This is a genomic window from Actinacidiphila sp. bgisy160 (assembly GCF_965342435.1).
Classification (GTDB): Bacteria; Actinomycetota; Actinomycetes; order Streptomycetales; family Streptomycetaceae; genus Actinacidiphila.
In genome coordinates this window covers 1-19165 of record NZ_CBDRCM010000010.1, presented here as the reverse complement: position 1 = coordinate 19165, position 19165 = coordinate 1, and the positions used below count along the sequence as shown (strand labels likewise).

Annotated in this window: 12 protein-coding genes; 7 read left to right on the top strand and 5 right to left on the bottom strand. The window is 73.7% G+C overall.

From position 1 onward, the window contains the following. Positions 1 to 108: 108 nt before the first annotated feature. From ACRWNP_RS11510 to ACRWNP_RS11500, 3 genes are read right to left on the bottom strand one after another with little or no spacing between them, the layout of a single operon-like run. The gene (locus tag ACRWNP_RS11510) at positions 109 to 2415 is read right to left on the bottom strand and encodes an FtsX-like permease family protein (RefSeq protein ID WP_431960991.1); all 2307 of its coding nucleotides are present in this window, start codon (positions 2413 to 2415) and stop codon (positions 109 to 111) included. Between the two features lie 5 nt (positions 2416 to 2420). Next, complete coding sequence (locus tag ACRWNP_RS11505) at positions 2421 to 3194, bottom strand: ABC transporter ATP-binding protein (protein ID WP_431960990.1); 774 nt, start codon at positions 3192 to 3194, stop codon at positions 2421 to 2423. After that, positions 3191 to 3697 carry a PadR family transcriptional regulator gene (locus ACRWNP_RS11500; RefSeq protein WP_431960989.1) on the bottom strand — a complete coding sequence of 169 codons (507 nt, stop codon included), beginning with the start codon at positions 3695 to 3697 and terminating at the stop codon, positions 3191 to 3193. The genes ACRWNP_RS11505 and ACRWNP_RS11500 overlap by 4 nt, the downstream gene beginning before the upstream one ends. Before the next feature lie 169 nt (positions 3698 to 3866). Between ACRWNP_RS11500 and ACRWNP_RS11495 the strand changes: the two genes are divergently transcribed. The 5 genes from ACRWNP_RS11495 to ACRWNP_RS11475 all read left to right on the top strand — a co-directional run bounded on the left by ACRWNP_RS11495 (position 3867) and on the right by ACRWNP_RS11475 (position 10727). Then, complete coding sequence (locus ACRWNP_RS11495; protein ID WP_431960988.1) at positions 3867 to 5144, top strand: ABC transporter substrate-binding protein; 1278 nt, start codon at positions 3867 to 3869, stop codon at positions 5142 to 5144. Positions 5145 to 5385: 241 nt separating this feature from the next. Beyond that, a complete protein-coding gene (locus ACRWNP_RS11490; protein ID WP_431960987.1) occupies positions 5386 to 7071 on the top strand; it encodes a glycoside hydrolase family 13 protein in 1686 nt (561 codons plus the stop codon). Between the two features lie 48 nt (positions 7072 to 7119). Next, positions 7120 to 8451, top strand: a complete 1332-nt coding sequence (locus ACRWNP_RS11485) for an ABC transporter substrate-binding protein (RefSeq protein WP_431960986.1) — start codon at positions 7120 to 7122, stop codon at positions 8449 to 8451. 9 nt (positions 8452 to 8460) lie between these two features. After that, positions 8461 to 9813, top strand: a complete 1353-nt coding sequence (locus tag ACRWNP_RS11480) for an ABC transporter permease subunit (RefSeq protein WP_431960985.1) — start codon at positions 8461 to 8463, stop codon at positions 9811 to 9813. After that, on the top strand, positions 9810 to 10727 hold the full coding sequence (locus ACRWNP_RS11475; protein ID WP_431960984.1) for a carbohydrate ABC transporter permease: 918 nt from the start codon (positions 9810 to 9812) through the stop codon (positions 10725 to 10727). The genes ACRWNP_RS11480 and ACRWNP_RS11475 overlap by 4 nt, the downstream gene beginning before the upstream one ends. Positions 10728 to 11101: 374 nt before the next feature. Here ACRWNP_RS11475 and ACRWNP_RS11470 read toward each other — a convergent pair whose 3' ends face one another. Continuing rightward, positions 11102 to 12178 (bottom strand): adenosine deaminase, encoded by a 1077-nt coding sequence (locus ACRWNP_RS11470; RefSeq protein WP_431960983.1) that lies wholly within the window; start codon positions 12176 to 12178, stop codon positions 11102 to 11104. Further along, a complete protein-coding gene (locus tag ACRWNP_RS11465) occupies positions 12175 to 12597 on the bottom strand; it encodes a VOC family protein (RefSeq protein WP_431960982.1) in 423 nt (140 codons plus the stop codon). The genes ACRWNP_RS11470 and ACRWNP_RS11465 overlap by 4 nt, the downstream gene beginning before the upstream one ends. A 756-nt stretch (positions 12598 to 13353) precedes the next feature. On the opposite strand from ACRWNP_RS11465, the gene ACRWNP_RS11460 reads away from it, so the two are divergent. Together ACRWNP_RS11460 and ACRWNP_RS11455 are read left to right on the top strand one after the other, a co-directional pair. Continuing rightward, a complete protein-coding gene (locus ACRWNP_RS11460; RefSeq protein ID WP_431960981.1) occupies positions 13354 to 16689 on the top strand; it encodes an FtsX-like permease family protein in 3336 nt (1111 codons plus the stop codon). 1 nt (position 16690) lies between these two features. Then, the coding region (locus ACRWNP_RS11455; RefSeq protein WP_431960980.1) for an ABC transporter permease at positions 16691 to 19165 on the top strand (2475 nt) is incomplete at its 3' end.

The window sequence follows — 19165 nt, the reverse complement described above, 5'->3', positions numbered from 1 at the left end:
GCGCCGCCGGGCCGGCGGGCATGCTTCATTCTTACCGAGGATCATGCCCGGCGCCCCCGTTCGGCGGGCCACGGCGCCCGGTGTCCTCCCGCCGCCGCGCGTTCCCCGTCACTGCGCGTTGAGCAGCATCCGCGGATTGCGGTCGCCCGCAGCCCGGGACGCGGGCAGCAGCGAGACCGCCACCGCGACCGCGACGCACACGCCGACGATCAGGACCAGCACGGCTCCCGGTGGGGACTGGGCGATGCCCGCGCCGACGCCGCTGGAGCTGCCCTGCAGGTCGATCAGCCAGTCGGAGGCGAACATCCCCGCGGTGACCCCCGCCGCGGCGGCGGTCAGGACGAGCAGGCCGACGCCGGTGACGACGGTCGCCACGGTCTGCTGGGGCGTCAGGCCCACCGCGCGGTAGGCGCGCATGTCGCGGGCGTGGTCGCGGATGCCGCTGCCGACGGCCGTGGACAGTTCGGCCAGGGCGATCAGCGCGAGCACGCTGACCAGTCCGATGATCACGCCGCGCACCGGGGAGAGTTCGGCGCCGGGGCCGGTGACCTCGCGCACCTCCAGGGCGCCGTGCGACGCGTCGGAGAGGGCGCCGCGCACCGCGCTGCGGTCCGCGCCGGGCCGCACCATCAGGCTGTAGTACGAGGGACCGACGGAGGCGTCCTGGGCCCGCAGTACGTCGAGCGGCGCGGAGATCACCCGTCCGCCGTGCCCGGTCTCGATGCTGCGGCCGACGATGTGCAGGATGTGCGGGGTGCCGCCGACGGTGATCCGGACCCACTGGCCGACCTCGACGTGGAGCGCGTCGAGCAGGCCCTGTCCGGCGAGTGCCTCGTCGGGTCCGGCGGGGCGCCGGCCCTCCGCGACGGCGAAGGGGTAGGGGTCGGCGGTGGTCCCGATGCCCCGCAGGGTGACGGACTGCGACTGGCCCGGGGCGAGCGCGGGGAGTTCGACGCCCGGGTGGACCGCGGCGATCTCCGGTCGCGCGGCGAGCAGTCGCCGGACGGCGTCGTCGGTGAGCCCGTTGGGGCGAGCGGTGAGGGCGCCGGCCTGGCCGAGCTGCTCCGGGTGGTGCTCGAAGCGGTCCAGGGTGGCCCAGGTGCCCAGCGCCACGGTGACCATCAGGACCGGCAGGGCGAGCCGGGCCACGGCGGCCGCGGAGCGGGCGGGCCGGTGCAGGACGCCACGGCAGCCGAGCACCAGGGCGGGCGGGGTCCCCAGGCGCAGCGCGACCCGGGCCGCCCCGGACATCCTCCGGCGGCCCGGAACGGTCCCCCGGGCGGCCGGGATCGGCGGCACACGGCCGGCCCGCCAGGCGGCGAGCACCGTGGCCAGGGCGATGACCAGCACGGTCGCCGCGGCCGTGCCGGGGAGCGCCCAGGTGTGCTGCGGCAGTCCCTGCCATAGCCCCATGGCATCCCCCATGGGCCCGGGGATGCCCGGCGCGAGCGCCTCCGCGGCCACCGATCCGAGCACCACGCCCGCGATGGCCAGCACCGCGTGCTGCACGAGGAACATCCGCACCACCTGGGCCGGGGTGAAGCCGACCGCCTTCAGGACCGAGATGTCGCGGACGTACGCCAGGACGCGGGTGGCGATGCCCCCGGTCACCGCGATCGCGGCGGCCAGCAGCGCGGCCAGCCCGAACAGGCCGAGCAGCAGCCCGAGAAGGTGGTTGTCCCCCTCGGCGTCGGCACGGGCCTCCCGCCAGGTGGCGACACTGGTGACGCGGTCCGAACCGACGGCGGTGACGGCCCGCTGGACGACGAAGGCGGTGTCCGCCGGATCCTTAAGCCGCAGGCCCACCGTCTGGCCCGCTCGCGCCGGGCCGGTGGTGAGGCCGTTCACGAGCGTGGGCGAGGCCCAGGCGACACCGGGGTTGTCGCCCGGGGAGTAGAGGGGTTCGGCGGTCCCGGCGACACCGACCACGCGGACGGTGCTCCGCTGTCCGTCGCGGGTCACGCTGATCTCGTCCCCCGGCTCGGCCCACAGCGCGGACGCCACCGACCGTTCCAGCACGACGCCGTCGCCCGCGCCGCCGTCCAGCCAGCGCCCGCGGTCCATCAGCGGCCGGCCCACCGACGGCGGGTTCGTGCCCGCCGCCCGCAGGTCGAGGGCGGCCTTCTCCCGGCCGTGCTGCGCGGTGACGGTGAGGGTACGGAAAGGACCGGAGACCGCGGCGACCCCGTCGATGCGGGACAGCGCACCGGTGTCGGCGCCGCCGTCCGTGCGCAGCCAGACGTGGGCGCCCTCGGTGGCGGTGAACATCCGCTGCCATGGGTTGGCCGCGTACACCAGCAGGGCGACGGAGAGCAGCAGCGCCACGGTGATGCCCGCGGTGGCCAGGACGATGGACAGGGCCTGGCCGCGGTGGGTGCGCAGATCGGCGAGGGCCCAGCGGACGGTGGCGCGCACGGCGGTCAGCCCTGCAGCTTCACGACGTCGGCGGCGGCGCGGGAGGGACGCGAGGCGTACGGCGCGGCGTCGAGGGTGACGTCGTCGACGACCTCGCCGTCGAAGAGGCTGATCACCCGGTCCGCGGCGCTGGCCACCTTGGCGTCGTGTGTGACGAGCAGGATGGTCTGGCCGCGTTCGTGGCAGCGGGTCAGCAGCCGCAGCACCTCGCGGGTGCCCTTGCTGTCGAGGCTGCCGGTGGGCTCGTCGGCCAGCAGCAGGGCCGGGCGGTTGACCAGGGCCCGGGCGAGGGCGACCCGCTGCTGCTCACCGCCGGACAGGTCCGCGGGGGTGCTGTCCTCCTTGCCCGTCAGGCCGAGTTCGGCCAGCAGTTCCCGGCGTGCGGCGCGCACCTGGCGGGGGGAGCGGCCGGCGAGCAGGCCGGGCAGTTCGATGTTGTCGGCGACGGTGAGGGTGGAGACGAGGTTGAAGAACTGGAAGACGATGCCGACGCCGCGCCGGCGCAGTACCGCCCAGCGCGCCTCGCCGAGCTGGTCGACCCGCTGCCCGTCCAGCCATATCCGCCCCCGGTCGGGACGTTCGAGGCCGCCGAGCAGATGCAGGAGGGTGGACTTGCCGGCGCCGGAGGGGCCGGTGACGGCGACGAACTCGCCCGGCCGCACCTCCAGGTCGACCCCGCGCACGGCCCTGACCTCGCCGCCGTCCACGCGGTGCGTCTTGACCAGGCCCTCGACCCGGAGCATGTGCGGCGCCGCGGGGGGCGGCTCGGCCCTTCTCATTCCAGCTCCTCCTGGCAGCGCTCGAGCCAGTCGAGGTCCGCCTGCAGATGCAGCGTCGCGCCCTCGATCAGCAGCTGCGCGACGGTGTTGTCCCGGTCCTCCCCCGCGGCGAGCCGGGACATGGCGCGCATGAGGTTGAGGTAGTGGCGGCGCTGCATGTTGATCAGGGAGACCTGATCGGCCATGCCCGTGGCCGGGGCGAGGGCGAGTTTCATGAAGAACTCGTCGCGCACCCGCGGTTCGCTGGACGGCTCGTCGAACCAGGCGGCGACCGCCTCCCGCCCGGCGTCGGTGAGTTCGTAGATCCGCTTGTTGGGCCGGCCGGACTGGGTGACGTCCTCGCCCCGGATCAGCCCCGACTTCTCCAGGCGCGCCAGCGTCACGTAGATCTGGCCGATGTTCGGCTGAGGATAGGCAGCACCGAAAAGCTTCTCAAGTGCCGTTTTGAGCTCGTAACCATGGGCGGGCCCCTTGGCGAGGAGCGCCATGAGAGGAAGGCGCACGCTCGTCCTCCCTCCTCCCCGGCTACCTGCTTGTTAGGGGCCGCTCACCGGCCCGATCATCGATGAGCAGGCCATCTTGCCGCAATGGCTAGTATCGCGCATGTCCAACAGGTATACATGTCCCTTCGGACGACGACGCCGTCTCCGGAAGCGGGACCTGGAGGATCGTATGCGCTGGGCGCGGGCCGCGGGCAGGGCTCTGCTCGCCGCTGCCCTGCTGCTGACCGGGTACGCCTCCGCGGGCGCCCGCGCCGCCGACGGCCCGCCCGGCACGACGGGCCGGGGCCCGGTGACCCTGGCGACCGGACGCGACCTGACCGGGTACCTCCAGCACGTGCTGGACGGCTGGAACCGTGCCCACCCACTGGAGAAGGCGACCCTTGTCGAATTGCCCGAGGCGGCCGACGAGGTGCGGGCGCAGATGGCCGAAAGCCTGCGCTCCGGCAGCGACCGCTTCGACGTGCTCAACATCGACGTGGCCTGGACCTCGGAGTTCGCGGGCGCGGGCTGGATCGCGCCGGTCGACCCCCGCGGCCTGCCGATGGACCGGCTGCTGGACTCGGTGAAGAGCGCCGCCACCTTCCGCGGGCGGCTGTACGCGGTCCCGTACGTCACCAACGCCGGGCTGCTCTACTACCGCAAGGACATCCTCGACCGGGAGCATGTGGCCCCGCCGCGCACCTGGGCGGAGCTGGAGCGGCAGGCGAAGACCCTCGCCCCGAAGTACGGAATCGACGGCTATGCCGGGCAGTTCCTGCCCTACGAGGGGCTGACCGTCAACGTGACCGAGGCCGTGCAGTCGGCCGGGGGCGGCATCCTCGGCGGCGAGGGCAGCCGGGTCACCGTGGACTCCGCCGCCGCCCGCGAAGGTCTGGGCTTCCTGGTGCGCGGGGTGCGCGAGGGCTGGATCCCGCGCGAGGCGCTGCGCTTCAAGGAGGAGGAGTCCCGCCGGGCCTTCCAGGACGGCCGGCTGCTCTTCCTGCGCAACTGGCCCTACGTCTACGACCTCGCTTCGGCGCCGGGCTCGCGGGTGGCGGGACGCTTCGGCGCGGTGCCGCTGCCCGGCCCCGACGGGCCGGGGGCGAGCGTGTTGGGCGGGTCCAACCTGGCGGTCAACACGCACTCGCGGCATCCCCGGACGGCCGCCGACCTCATGGCCTACATGACGGGTGAGTCCGTGCAGCGGCAGGTGCTCACGGAGGGCTCGCTGCCGCCGGTGTGGGCCGATCTCTACCGGGACCCGGGGCTGGTGCGCCGCTACCCGTACCTGCCGGTGCTGGAACAGAGCCTGCGGGCCGCCAAGCCCCGCCCGAAGAGCGCCCGTTACGAGCAGGTGAGCCTGGCGGTGGCGGCGGTGGGCCGGGACGCGCTGGCGCTGCACACCACTCCGGAGCAGGCCGTCGCGCGGCTGGACCGCGAGCTGCGGGAGATCGTGCGGGACCGCTGATCCCGCGGTGCCCTTCGGTGGATGTCCACCACCACCTACTCACATGTTAAGTATCGGCCGTGATGCTCACGCGCCTGAGTCACTGCATTTACCCTCACAAATCAGTCCAGTAAGCGCCGTCTATCAGCAGTTCCGTTGACACCTTCCTGACATTGCTACTTAACATGCATGCATAACGAGCCACCCCGCGCGGCGCGCACTGTCGTGTTCGTCCGCGCGCCCGCAGTCAGGATGGTGACGGGTGTTCACAGCCCCTCTGGAGGACGGTTCCTCCACCGCCGCCGCCCCCTCCCCCGCACTCACCGCCGTACGCCCCTGGTGGCGCGACGCGGTGGTCTACCAGGTCTACGTGCGCAGCTTCCTGGACAGCACCGGCGACGGTGTCGGGGACCTGGCCGGCGTCCGGGCCGGTCTGCCCTACCTGCGCAAGCTGGGAGTCGACGGGATCTGGCTGAGCCCCTTCTACCCCTCGCCGCAGCACGACCACGGCTACGACGTCGCCGACTACACCGCCGTCGACCCGCTCTACGGCGACCTCGCGGAGTTCGACCGCCTCGTCGCCGACGCGCACCGGCTGGGTCTGCGCACCGTCCTCGACGTCGTGCCCAACCACTGCTCCACCGCCCACCCGTGGTTCCGCGATGCGCTGGGGCAAGGGCCGGGCGGCCCCGCCCGGTCGTTGTTCCACTTCGCCGACGGACGCGGCGAGCACGGCGAACTGCCGCCCAACAACTGGCGGGCGATGTTCGGCGGACCCGCGTGGACCCGGGTGTCCGAACCGGACGGCCGGCCCGGCCAGTGGTACCTGCACCTGTTCACCCCGGAGCAGCCCGACCTCAACTGGCGCGACCCGCGGGTCGGCGAGCACTTCGAGCACGTGCTGCGCTTCTGGCTGGACCGGGGCGTCGACGGCTTCCGCATCGACGTGGCGGCCGGCCTGTACAAGCACCCCGGCCTCCCCGACTCCCCCGACCCCGCGGCCGACGAGCGGTCCCGCGACTCCGTCAACCCGCTGGCCTGGAACCGCCCCGAGGTGCACGGCGTGTGGCGGCGGTGGCGCGAAATCTGCGAGGAGTACACCGCCCGCGACGGACGCGAACGCCTGCTGGTCGGCGAGGTCTCCGTCCCCACCCCGGCCGAACAGGCCCGCTACGTCCGCCCCGACGAGCTCCACCAGGCCTTCTTCTTCCACCTGCTGAGCGCGCCCTGGAGCGCGCGGGCGTTCCGCACGGCCATCGCCGAGGCGCTGCGCGACATCGCCGGGACCGGGTCCACCGTCACCTGGGTGCTCAACAACCACGATCAGGTCAGGACCGTCACCCGGTACGCTGGCGGCCCTGCCGGGCACTTCGGTGCCGCCCGGGCGCGGGCCGCGGCACTGCTGATGCTGGCGCTGCCGGGGGCCGCGTACATCTACCAGGGCGAGGAACTGGGGCTGCCCGAGGTCGTCGACCTGCCGGACGAGGTGCTGACCGACCCGATCTTCCACCGCACCGGCAGCCGCCGTTTCGTCCGGGACGGCTGCCGGGTGCCGCTGCCCTGGTCGGGCCACGCATCGCCGTTCGGCTTCACCGCCGAGGGCAGCACGGCCCGGCCCTGGCTGCCGCAGCCGGACTGGTTCGCCGAGCACAGTGCCGACCGCGCGCTGCTGGACACCGGTTCCTTCTGGCACCTGTACCGGGACGCGCTCGGCCTGCGGGCCCGGCTGCCCCAGCTCGGCGAGGGGACGCTGCGCTGGCTGGAGGCCCCGCCCGGAGTGCTCGCCTTCATCCGCGGCGAGGGCCTGGTCTGCGCCGTGAACTTCGGCGACGAACCGGTCCCCGCCCCGGTGCCCGGCCGGCCGCTGCTGTCCAGTGCCCCCTGCCCGCCCGGGGTTCTCCCCGGCAACGCCGCTGCCTGGTGGGTCCACGACCCGGCGCACACCTGACCGTTCCGCACCACCACACCACCCCACCGAAGAAGGGACACCACCTCTATGAAGCGCACCCTCGTCGCGGCCACCGCCATATGCGGTCTGGCGCTGGCGACCACCGCCTGCGGCGGTGACACCAAGGCCTCCTCCGACTCCGGCCCGGGAGCCGGCGGCCAGAAACTCAAGGGCCAGACGGTGACCGTCGCGGCCGTCTGGACCGGCGTCGAGCAGCAGAACTTCCAGAAGGTCCTGGACGGCTTCACCGCCAGGACCGGGGCGAAGGTGGCGTACGTCTCCACCGGCGACAACTTCGCGACCGTCCTGGGCAGCAAGATCGAGGGCGGGGACTCGCCCGACGTCGCGATGGTCCCGCAGCCCGGCGTGCTCAAGGAGTTCGCGGGCAAGGGCTGGCTGCAGCCGCTGTCGCCGGACGTGAAGGGCGCCGCGGAGAAGAACTACGCCAAGATCTGGCAGACCTTCGGCACGGTCGACGGCACCTACTACGGCCTGTACTTCAAGACGTCCGACAAGTCGACGGTCTGGTACAGCCCGCAGGCGCTGGAGACGGCGGGCGTGCAGCCGCCCAAGACCTTCGCGGAGATGCTGGACGCCGCCCGCGCCGTCTCCGACTCGGGCCTGCCCGCCTTCGCCGTCGGCGGCTCGGACGGCTGGACGCTCACCGACTGGTTCGAGAACGTCTACCTCTCCCAGGCCGGGCCGGAGAACTACGACAAGCTGACCCGGCACGAGATCCCCTGGAGCGACCCCACCGTCGTCAAGGCGCTCACCACCTTGTCCCAGCTGTTCGGCGAGGACGACCTGCTCGCGGGCGGCCGCAAGGGCGCCCTGGCCACCAGCTTCCCGGACTCCGTCGCGCACGTCTTCGGCAAGAGCCCCAAGGCCGGCCTGGTCTACGAGGGCGACTTCGTCGGCGGCGTCATCTCGGGTGACCTGGGCGGCAAGGTCGGCGAGGACGCCAAGTTCTTCCCGTTCCCCTCCGTCGACGGCGGCCCGGCGCCGGTGGTCGGCGGCGGCGAGGCCGCCGTGGCGCTGAAGTCCGGCAAGAACGCCAAGGCGGCCATGGAGCTGATCTCCTATCTGGCCACTCCCGAGGCCGCGGAGATCTGGGCGAAGGCGGGCGGCTTCCTGTCCCCCAACACCAAGCTGGACCCCGCCGCCTACGCGGACGACACGCTGCGCACGGCCGCCAAGTCCCTGGTCGACGCCGGTGACACGGTGCGCTTCGACATGTCCGACCAGACCCCGCCGGCCTTCGGTGGCACGCCCGGCAAGGGCGAGTGGAAGATCCTCCAGGACTTCCTGCGCGACCCGTCGGACCCCAAGGCCACCGCGGCGAAGCTCGAGGCCGCGGCCGCCAAGGCGTACAAGGGCTGAGGCCGGGTCATGTCCGCCCTCACCCGCAAGGTGCCGTCCGCTCCGGCGGGCGGCACCGCCCCGGCCTCCGTCCGGCGGCGATCGCGCCGGGCCAAGATCACGGCGATCGCCTTCGCGCTCCCGGCGCTCGCCCTGCTCGGCGCCCTCGTCGGCTATCCCATCCTCTTCTCGGTCGGCCGCAGCCTGTTCGACGCGAGCGGCGACCGCTTCGTGGGGCTGGCCAACTACCAGGAGATGTTCAGCGACCCGGCCACCTTGAAGGCCGTCCGCAACACCGCGATCTGGGTCGTGGCCGCGCCGGCGCTGCTCACCGGCGTCGGCCTGGTGCTGGCCGTGCTCACCGAGAAGATCCGCTGGGCCACCGCCTTCAAGCTGCTGATCTTCATGCCGATGGCGGTCTCCTTCCTCGCCGCGGGCATCACCTTCCGGTTGGTGTACGACCAGGACCCGCAGCGCGGCGTCATGAACGCGGTCGCCGTCACCGTCCACGACACCTTCACCGACTCCTCCGCCTACCCCGGCGCCCGCCCCCGCGGCACGGACGTGCTGAAGGGATCCGGCGACGGCGGCTACCGGGCGGTCGCGCAGGTGGAGCCCGGCAAGGACGTCACGCTGGGCCTGGTCGGCCTGCCGCCCACGTCCCTCCCCGCGAGGGCCCGTCCGGCCGCGCCGGCGCAGGCCTCCGACGACGCCGTCACCGGCGTGGTCTACCTCGACTTCGTCCCGGGCGGCGGGGGCACGCCCGGCACCGTCGACCCCCAGGAACGCGGCCTGCCGCACATGACCGTCGAGCTGACCAAGGGCGATGCCGTGGTCGCCACCACGACCACCGGCGACGACGGCTCCTTCCGCTTCCCGGACGCGCGAGGCGGCCCCTACGGCGTCCGGCTGCCCGGGAAGAACTTCGCGGAGCCGTACGCGGGCATCGACTGGCTCGGCCCGACACTGATCACGCCGGCGATCATCGGCGCCTACCTGTGGATCTGGACCGGCTTCTCGATGGTGCTGATCGGCGCGGGACTGTCCTCACTGCCGCGCGAGACGCTGGAGGCCGCCCGGATGGACGGCGCGAGCGAGTGGCAGATCTTCCGCAGGATCACCGTGCCGCTGCTCGCGCCCGTGCTGAGCGTGGTCTTCGTGACGCTGGTGATCAACGTGATGAAGGTCTTCGACCTCGTCTACATCATCGCGCCGGGCCCGGTGCTGGAGGACGCCAACGTCCTGGCGCTGCAGATGTGGCTGGTCTCCTTCGGCGGCGGCAACAACCAGGGCCTGGGCAGCGCGATCGGCGTCGTCCTGCTGCTGCTGGTACTGCCCGCCATGGCCCTCAACATCCGACGCTTCCGCAGGAGCAACCGATGACCGTGCAGACCGCCGCTCCGCGCCCCGCTCCGCCCGCCCCGCCGGCCGGCCGGGCCCCCGGGCGTCCCTCCGTGGCGGCACGGCTGGTCCAGGTGCTGCGCGGAGGGCTCGTCCAGGTGCTGCTGACGGTCGTCGCGCTGGTCTGGCTCACCCCGACCGCCGGACTGTTCGTCTCCTCGCTGCGGAACTCCGACGACAACGCCGGATCCGGCTGGTGGACCGCGCTCCTTCATCCCGGGTCGCTGACCTTCGACAACTACTCCGCGATCCTCGGGGACAGCGGGATCACCCAGGCGTTCTGGAACACCGTGCTGATCTCGGTGCCCGCCACGGCGGCCGTGGTGGTCCTCGCGGCACTGGCCGGGTACGCCTTCGCCTGGCTGGAGTTCCCGGGGCGCGACTGGGTCTTCCTGGTCGTCGTGGGGATGCTCGTGGTGCCGGTGCAGATCGGGCTGCTGCCGGTGGCCAGGCTGTTCCGGGAGGTCGGCCTGTTCGGCACGACAGCGGGCGTGGTCCTCTTCCACGTGGCGTACGGGCTGCCGTTCGCGATCTTCCTGCTGCGCAACTACTTCGCCGAGATCCCGCGCGAGATGCTGGAGGCCGCCCGCATGGACGGCGGATCGGAATGGATGATCTTCCGGAAGCTGGTGCTGCCGGTGGGCCGTCCGGCGATCGCGAGCCTGGCCATCTTCCAGTTCCTGTGGGTCTGGAACGACATGCTGGTCGCGCTGATCTTCGCCGACGCCGGTTCGCAGCCGCTCACGGTCGCCCTGCAGTCGCAGATGCGGCAGTTCGGCGCCAACATCGACGTGCTGGCGCCGGGCGCCTTCCTGTCGCTGATCGTGCCGCTGGTGGTCTTCTTCGCCTTCCAGCGGCACTTCGTGGAGGGGGTCATGGCCGGATCGGTGAAGTAGCGGCCGGGACGCCGCGAGGGCGGCGCGCGGCACGTGCGGCGAGTGCGGCACGTCACCGACGGAGCCGTTCGAGTGCCGCGTCGGTGAGGACGGCCTCACGGGTCTCGGCGCCCATGGCGAGGACGGTACGGGGACGGTGGTGCGCACCGGTCACATGACGGCTCCCGCTGTGAGACCTGGGAACAGGTTGAACGGGCGCCATCATTCGCACGGGGCCGGGTGACGTCAAGGGCGGACCCGGCCCGGTCGATCCGGACGAAGGACACGCTCACGGAGCGCTCACGGACCGCTCGCCGGACGCTCGCCGCGCGCGGGCGGCGCCGGCAGGGGGTACCGGGCCGGGAGCCGAGCCGGCCCGGTACCCCCATCCTCGGTCAGCGGCCCGCGGTGAGCACCTGCTCGTAGCCCGGCAGGACGACGTCGCGGATGATCGCGTTCCGCTCGTCGAAGGGAACGAACGCGCTCTTGAGCGCGTTGACGGTGACCTCGCGCAGGTCCTTCGCCGTCCAGCCGGCCTCGGTGACGAGCAGTTCCATCTCGCGGGTCATGGTGGTCGCCGAGACCAGCCGGTTGTCGGTGTTGAGGGTGACGCGGAAGCCGAGGTCGCGCAGGAGGGTGACGGGGTGCTCCGCGATCGAGGTGGCGGCGCCGGTCTGCAGGTTGGAGGTCGGGCAGATCTCCAGCGCGATGCGGCGGTCGCGTATCCAGCCCGCGAGGCGGCCGAGCTTGCCGTCGACGATGTCCTCGGTGAGGCGGACGCCGTGGCCGATCCGCAGCGCGCCGCAGACCTGCACCGCCTGGTGGATGCTGGGCAGGCCGTGGGCCTCGCCCGCGTGGATGGTGAAGGGCACGTTCTCGCGGCGCAGGTACTCGAAGGCGGCGAGGTGGTCGGCGGGCGGGAAGCCGTCCTCGGCGCCCGCGATGTCGAAGCCGACGACGCCCGAGCCGCGGTGGGCGACGGCGAGGCCGGCCACCTCGCGGCTGCGGTCGGTCATGCGCATCGCGCACAGCAGGGTCCCCACGCGGACCGGCGTGCCCGCGGCGGCGGCCTTCGCCATGCCGGCGGCCAGGCCCTCCTGGACGGTCTCGACGACCTCGGCGAGGGTGAGGCCGCGGTGCACCAGCAGCTCGGGGGCGTAGCGCACCTCTCCGTAGACGACGCCGTCGGCGGCGAGGTCCAGGACGTACTCCTCCGCGACGCGCAGCAGGCCCTCGCGGGTGCCCATCACGGCGATGGTGTGCTCGAAGGTGGCGATGTAGCGGACCAGGTCGCCGGAGTTGGCGGCGTCGTAGTACCAGGCGGCCAGCTCGCCGGGGTCGGTGGCGGGCAGCACGTGGCCGATCCCGGCGGCCAGTTCGAGCAGGGTGGCCGGGCGCAGGCCGCCGTCCAGGTGGTCGTGGAGGACGGCCTTGGGGAGCCGGCGTATCAGGTCGGTGTCGAGGGCGGTCACGCGGTGTGCTCCTGGTCGGTGGGGGCGGTGGCGGCGGGCTGGAGGAGGTCCCAGCGGTTCCCGTACGGGTCCTGGAAGACGACGACCGAGCCGTACACCTCATGGCGGGGCTCCTCCAGGAAGGTCACCCCCGCGGCGCGCATCCGCGCGTGGTCGCCCGCGAAGTCCTCGGTGTGCAGGAAGAAGCCGACCCGTCCGCCGGTCTGGTCGCCGACCCGTGACAGCTCCGCGTCGTTCTTGGCGCGGGCGAGCAGCAGCCCGCTGCCCGCGGCGCCACCGGGCGGACGCACGACGACCCAACGGCTGCCGCCGGGGCGCGGCTCGTCCTCGACGAGCTCGAAGCCGAGGGCGCCGGTGTAGAAGGCGATGGCCTCGTCGTAGTCGCGGACGACGAGGGTGACCAGGGCGATACGGGACATGCGCGCACGTTATACGTAACACCACGACCCGGGCAAGACGCCTCCGGGCGCGTGCGGGCGCCCGCCTCCCTCCGGACCGCCCGCAGCGCTCACGCTCCGCACGCCCGCGGCGTCGTGCCGGGTACGGGTGCGGCGCACACCCCGTGCGGACCGGTCCGGCACCGGCACGCCACCGCCCAGCCGGGCCCCGCCCGCGACATGACGGCGTGGCCGAGCCCGGCCGCCGTCACGCACAGCACCGCGAACACCGCCGCGAACACCCGGCGCGTACGGGGCGGAAAGCGGGCCCGAAGGTCATGGCCAGCCATGGCGCCCAAAGCACCGCACCGGGGCCACACGTCCCGAACTCCCTCTCCCCCAGGGCCGCGTGATTCCCGTGAATCACTTTCATGGGTGCGGGGCCGCGGCGAAGGCCCCGCCGACCCGTTGGCGCTCCTCCTGGCCGGGGTCTGTTCCTCGCGGCGGGTGTGTGGCTCCTGACCGCGACGGCCAGGGACACCCTGGCCGTGCGCTCCGGCTTGCCGGCCGGCATCAAGGGAAGGCCGCTGGGCCACTGTTGCCACGGTGGTACCGAGTATGGTTCCGAGGGGCGATGATCCGACCGGTCACAGCGCGTCGTCACCGTGCCGTCAGGCGAGGAGGGGGACACGTGTGCGATCACGTCATGACATGAGCGTAGTCTGTGTGACCCTCACCGCTCCGCGGTGACCTGGTCGACCACTCGCAACACTGTTACGGGCATCGAGAACGGGGGGCATGGTGCCGGGCTTCGTCTTGCTGCGCCTGCGCGCGCACCGGCTGCTGCTCGCTGCCGCACTGCTGTCTGTCGTCCTGACCACGTGCGCCGTGGCCGCGCTCGCCGCGTTCAGCGGCGCGGTGGGGGACGCGGGGCTGCGGCGCGCGCTTCAGGGGCCATCAGCCGCCAGGAGCCTGATCGACGTGACCTCCGAAGTGGCGGAGCAGGACGCGGGGCGGCTCGACTCCACGGTGCGCAAGACCCTGGCGGGGGCCTACGACGGGCTGCCGGTGCGGGTCTGGTCCAGCACCCGCTCCGGCGCGTACGGGCTGCCGCGGAGCCTGCGCCCGGCGGACGCGCCGCGGTCGGACAACCCCGACCTCACCCTGCTCGCCACGTTCGACCGCTCCCGGGTCACCATGGTCGGCGGGACCTTCCCGGGCGCGCCGAAGGCCGCGGGTCCGGTGCCGGTCGCGCTGCCCGACACGGCCGCACAGGCCCTCGGTGTGACGCCCGGCGACGTGATCACGCTCGCCGACCGGCGCAACGGACCGTCGCTGCGCGTGCGGCTGACCGGCCTGTACCGGCCCGCGGACCCGGCCGCGCTGTACTGGCGGCTCGACCCGCTGGAGGGACGCGGCGTGCGGACGCTGTCGTTCACCACCTACGGCCCGATGCTCGTGGACCCGCGGGCGTTCACCGCGGACGCGGTCCCGGCCGCCGAGGTCCAGTGGACGGCAGGCGCCGACTTCTCCGCGATGACCACCGCCCGCCTCGACCGCGTCGGCCAGGACGTCCGGCGGACGGTGGGGCGGCTCGACGGCACGGTGCTGAACGGGGACACGACGGCCGACAGCGAGCTGCCCGCCCTGGCGGACGACCTGAGCCGCAATCTGCTGGTCAGCCGCTCCACCCTGCTCATCAGCGCGTTGCAGCTGGCCGTGCTCGCGGGTCTGGCCCTGATGCTCGTCGCGGGTCTGCTCGCCACCGAACGCTCCGAGGAGACCGCCCAGCTGCGGGCCCGCGGCGGTTCCCGGTCCCGCGTCGCGGGCCTGGCCGCCACCGAGGCGCTGCTGCTGGCGCTGCCGGCGGCGGTGCTGGCACCGCCGCTGGCCGGACCGCTGGTGCGGCTGCTCGCCGGACACGGGGCCCTGGCGCGGGCGGACGTGCACCTGGACGTACCGACCGCGACGGCCTGGTGGGCGGGCTTGCTGGCCGCGCTCGCGTGTGCCGTCGCGGTGGCCTCGCCGGCGCTGCGCCGCACGGGCACGTACGCGGGCGAGCGGGAGGCACGCTCCCGCAAGGGCGCGCTGCCGGGTGCCGTGCAGTCGGGCACCGACCTCGCACTGCTGCTCGTAGCGGGCCTGGGTTACTGGCAGCTGTCCCGGCGCGACGGCGGGACGGGCGCGCTGTCGACCGACACCGCCGGCAAGCTCAGCCTCGATCCGGTCCTGATCGTGGCCCCCGCGATCTGCCTGCTGGCCGGAGCGGTACTCGCGCTGCGCCTGCTGCCGGCGGCCGCCCGCCTCGGCGAGCGGCTGGCTTCCGGGTCCCGCGGCCTGCCCACCGCACTGGCCGGATGGCAGCTGGCCCGGCGGACCGGCCGCGGCGCCGTCCCGGCCCTGCTGCTGGTCCTCGCGGTGTCGATCAGCATGTTCGCGATCGGCGAGAACGCGAGCTGGGAGCGGTCCCAGCGCGACCAGGCCGATTTCACCGTCGGCGCGGACGTCCGCGTCGCCGCCACCTCCACCCTGCCCTTCGGTCAGGGCGGCGTGTACGACCACATCCCCGGGATCGCCGCGGTGACCCCGGCGAACCGCAGCACCGTGCCGCTGCCCCGGGGCCGCGAGGCCACCGTGCTCTCGCTGGACGCCGCCACGGCCGCCAAGGTCACCGACCTGCGCGACGACCTCTCCGACCGGCCGTTCCGGGACCTGCTGCGCTCCCTGAGCCCACAGGACGCCGCCTCGCGAGAAGCCGGATTCACGCTGCCCAAGAGCACGGCCCGCCTTCTCCTGACGGTCCGCCTGCAAGCCTTGGACTTCCGCGGCCGACCCACCGTGAGTGGCGTCACCACCCGCCTTTCGGCGACATTCACGGACCGCTTCGGCGTCCCCTACACGATCGCCCTGGGCAAGGTCCCCGCCGACGGCGGACGGCACGTCGTGGTGGCGGACATCGCCGCCGAGGCCGGCCGGGCCGCCGGGGCCGGCCCGGCCGGTCCGCTGCGGCTGACCGGGCTCAAGGCCGAGTACGCGGTGCCCCAGGGCACCGAGCACCACCGCTTGTCCCTCGTGCGCCTGCAGGCGGAGTCCGACGACGGCTCCGCGCAGGCCGTCCCAGTGCCGGGGGACTCGTCGTGGCAGGCACGCGCCACCATGGGCAACCCGGACTTCGCCGAGGACGCGAACCACCGCGTCGCCACAGCGGACACCCCTCGCTCCGACGCGCGGACGCCGCTCACCATCGAGTACGACACCGGACAGATGCTCCCCGGGGGCTATTTCGCGGCCGGCTTCGACGAGGCGTCCGTGACCGTGACCTCGGGCCCGAAGGCCCCGGCCGCGTTGACGGGAGTCGCCACCGACTCCTTCCTGCGGGCGGTCGGCGCCGAGGTGGGCGACTCGGTGCAGATCCAGCTGGCCGGCGTGACCGTGCCGGTCCGCGTCACCGCCGCCGTGCGTGCCCTGCCCACCGCCACGGCCACGACCTCGGACACCGACGGCGGGGCGCTGCTGCTGGACCTGCGCTCGGTGAACACCCTGCTGAACAGCACCGGCCGCGGCTCACTGGTGCCCGGCGAGTGGTGGCTGGCGGCCGAGCCCGGCGCGACCGCCCACGTCGCCTCCGCCCTGCGGGCCCGCGGCGACATCACCTCGCTCCTGGTCCGCGACGAGCAGCGGACCGAACTGCAACGGGACCCGCTCGGCGCCGGGCCGCTGTCCGCGCTGCCCGCCGCCGTGGCGACCGCCGCGGTGCTGGCCGCGGTCGGCTACGTCGTCGCGGCGGCCGGCGCACTGCGCGAACGCTCCCAGGAATTCGCGATGCTGCGGGCCCTGGGCACCCCGCGCCGCTGGCTCGCCCGGGTGATCGCCGCCGAACAGGGCCTGCTGGTCCTGGTCGCCGTCGGCGTCGGCGCCGTACTCGGCGGGCTGCTGACCCGCCTGGTCGTCCCCCTGATCATCCTGACGGCGCACGCGGAGAACCCGGTACCCGGCGTCCGGGTGGAACTGCCGTCCGGCCCGCTGGCCCTGCTGCTGATCACCGTCACCGCGCTGCCCCTGCTCGGCGTCATGCTGACGGCATCGCGGTCCGCCGACCCGGCCCAGGCGCTGCGGCGCCAAGGAGGTGAATGACGTGGCCGAGCCCCATACCCAGCGCAGCGGTGACGTCTCCTGGATCCGCGCCCGGCTGCGCGCCGCCCCCGGCGGGACGCTCGCCCTGGCCGCACTGGTGCTGGTGACCGCGTTCCTGGTGGCCGCGCTGCCACGAGCCGTCGACGGCTACGAGGACACCGCACTGCGCGACACGGTGTCACACGCGCCGCTGCCGGGGCGAAGCGTCACCATGTCGCTCCAGGTGTCACGGCTGTCCGTCCCCTTCGACCCCGAGGCCCTGCTGACCTCCACGTCGCTGAAGGAGACGGAGAAGGAGTTCCAGAAACTCGTACGGCCCCCGCTGACCCTGGAACGGGACCAGACCGTCTACGGCGTGAGCTCCGTGGACACGTCCGCCACCGACCCCGGCCTGCCCCGGATACCCGGTGACACCCCGCTCCCCCCGAAGGGCACCCTCGTGGCCCAGCCGGACCTGGCGGCGAACACCCGCCTGGTCGAGGGACGCCTGCCGCACCCCCGCGCCGACGACCGAAGCGTCGAAGCGGTGATCACCGACCGCACGGCCAAGGTCATGAAGCTGCGCACCGGCTCGGCGTTCCACCTCCAGGACCCCCTCGGATCCGTCATGACCGTCCGGGTCACCGGCATCGTCGCACCCCGGACAGCCGGCGCGGCCTGGTGGAACGCGGAGCCCGACCTGCGCAGGCCCAGTCTGGCCGTGCTGCCGAACCCGAAGCAGGGCGGCGATCCCATCCAGTACTGGCACTTCACCGCCCTCATCCACGAGAGCTCCACGAACGTCCTGCTCGGCCTGCAGGACGGCGCGCGGGCCTACTGGCACCACCCTGCCGACATCGGCGCGCTCACCGCGCACGACGTCCCCGCGCTGCGCGACCGGCTCTCCGCGCTGACGGCGGGCCCGGCCGCGGCACATCTGCAGACCAAGCAGCGCGGCCTGCACGTCGAGGAGCAGGGACTCGCCGAACGCCTCGGTCCCTTCGCCGACGAGCGCGCCGCCGCCCAGCCGCTGGTGCTGGTCGCCGCCGTCGGCGTGGGCACCGTGGCCGTCGTGGTCCTGCTGATGGCGGCGGGCCTGTCGGCGAACCGGCGCAGGGCCGAGTTCACACTGCTGCGGGCCCGCGGCATCAGCATGACCTCGCTGACCGGCCGGCTGCTGGCGGAGAGCGCCGCGGTCGCGGTGCCCTCCGCGGCGGCGGGGCTGGCCCTGGCCCTGCTCCTGCTGCCGGCCGAACGCGCGGCGCTCGCCGTCTTGTCCTCCGCCGCCGTGGCCCTCGTGGCCTCGGTGAGCCTGCCGCTGCGCGCGGCGGCCACGGCCCGCCGGCCGCGCCCCGGACAGCGTGAGGACATCGTCGCGGCCCGGCCCTCCCGGCGCCGCACGGTGGCCGAGCTGGCGGTGGTGGCCGTCGTCACCGGCTCCGTGGTGGCGCTGCGACAGCGCGGCACGGCCGACGGCGGCGCGGACGTGCTGACCGCCGCGGCGCCGGTGCTGCTGGCCGCGGTCACCGCGCTGATCATGCTGCGGCTCTACCCCTGGCCGGTACGGCTGCTGGCGCGGCCCTTCGCACGGCTCGACGGGGCCGTGCTGCACCTGGGCCTGGCCCGGGCCGGACGCGCCCCCTCCACGACGGCACTGCCCCTGCTGGCCGTACTGGTCGCGCTCACCGTCACCTCCTTCGGCGGGGCCGTCCTCGCCGGCGTGGAGTCGGGACGCGACCACGCCGCGGTGACCTCGGTCGGCGCGGACGCCCGCGTGCAGACCCTCGGCGCCCTGCCGCGAGGACTCGACGCCCAGGTCCGGAAGATCGCGGGGGTCCGCGAGGTCACCGGCGTCCGGATCGAACCCGGGCAGCAGATCATGAGCAGCCGTACCCGGTTCGACCTGCTGGTCGTCGATCCGAAGCCGTACGCCCGGCTCGTGGCGGCCACCGGACTGGGCTCCTCGTTCCCCGCCGGCAAGCTCGACTCGGGCACGTCGCAAGCCCTCCCCGCCATCGCCTCCCCCGCGGTCGCGCGAACCTTCGGGAACGGCGTCGGCGACCCGGAGACCGTCAGGTCCTCGGTCGGGCGGATCATGGTGCACATCGTGGCCACGCAGGACGCCACCCCGGCAGCCCCCAACCACGAGTTCCTCATCGTGTCGAGGGCCGCCCTGGCGAAGGCGGCACCCGCGACCAAGGAACCGGCGCACGGCCCCTCGGCGCTGTACGCGACGGGCACCGGCATCGACGTACGGGCGCTGCGCGCCGTCGTCACCAAGACCGCGCCCGGGGCGCAGGTCACGCTGCGGACCGAGCTGCGCGCCTCCTACGGCAGGACCTCGGCCCTGCAATCGGGCGCGCGACGGGTGTACGTGGCGGCGGTGGCCACCAGCGCCGGCTACAGCGTGCTGGCGTTGCTGCTCTCGCTGCTGCACAACGCGCCGCAGCGCAAGGCGCTGCTGGCGCGGCTGCGCACGATGGGCATGACGGGCCGG

Bases quoted from the DNA above. Each gene is read 5' to 3' on its own strand.
- ACRWNP_RS11480 (WP_431960985.1), top strand. From the start codon at position 8,461: ATGTCCGCCCTCACCCGCAAGGTGCCGTCCGCTCCGGCGGGCGGCACC.
- ACRWNP_RS11495 (WP_431960988.1), top strand. From the start codon at position 3,867: ATGCGCTGGGCGCGGGCCGCGGGCAGGGCTCTGCTCGCCGCTGCCCTG.
- ACRWNP_RS11485 (WP_431960986.1), top strand. From the start codon at position 7,120: ATGAAGCGCACCCTCGTCGCGGCCACCGCCATATGCGGTCTGGCGCTG.
- ACRWNP_RS11505 (WP_431960990.1), bottom strand. From the start codon at position 3,194: ATGAGAAGGGCCGAGCCGCCCCCCGCGGCGCCGCACATGCTCCGGGTC.
- ACRWNP_RS11460 (WP_431960981.1), top strand. From the start codon at position 13,354: ATGGTGCCGGGCTTCGTCTTGCTGCGCCTGCGCGCGCACCGGCTGCTG.
- ACRWNP_RS11465 (WP_431960982.1), bottom strand. From the start codon at position 12,597: ATGTCCCGTATCGCCCTGGTCACCCTCGTCGTCCGCGACTACGACGAG.
- ACRWNP_RS11475 (WP_431960984.1), top strand. From the start codon at position 9,810: ATGACCGTGCAGACCGCCGCTCCGCGCCCCGCTCCGCCCGCCCCGCCG.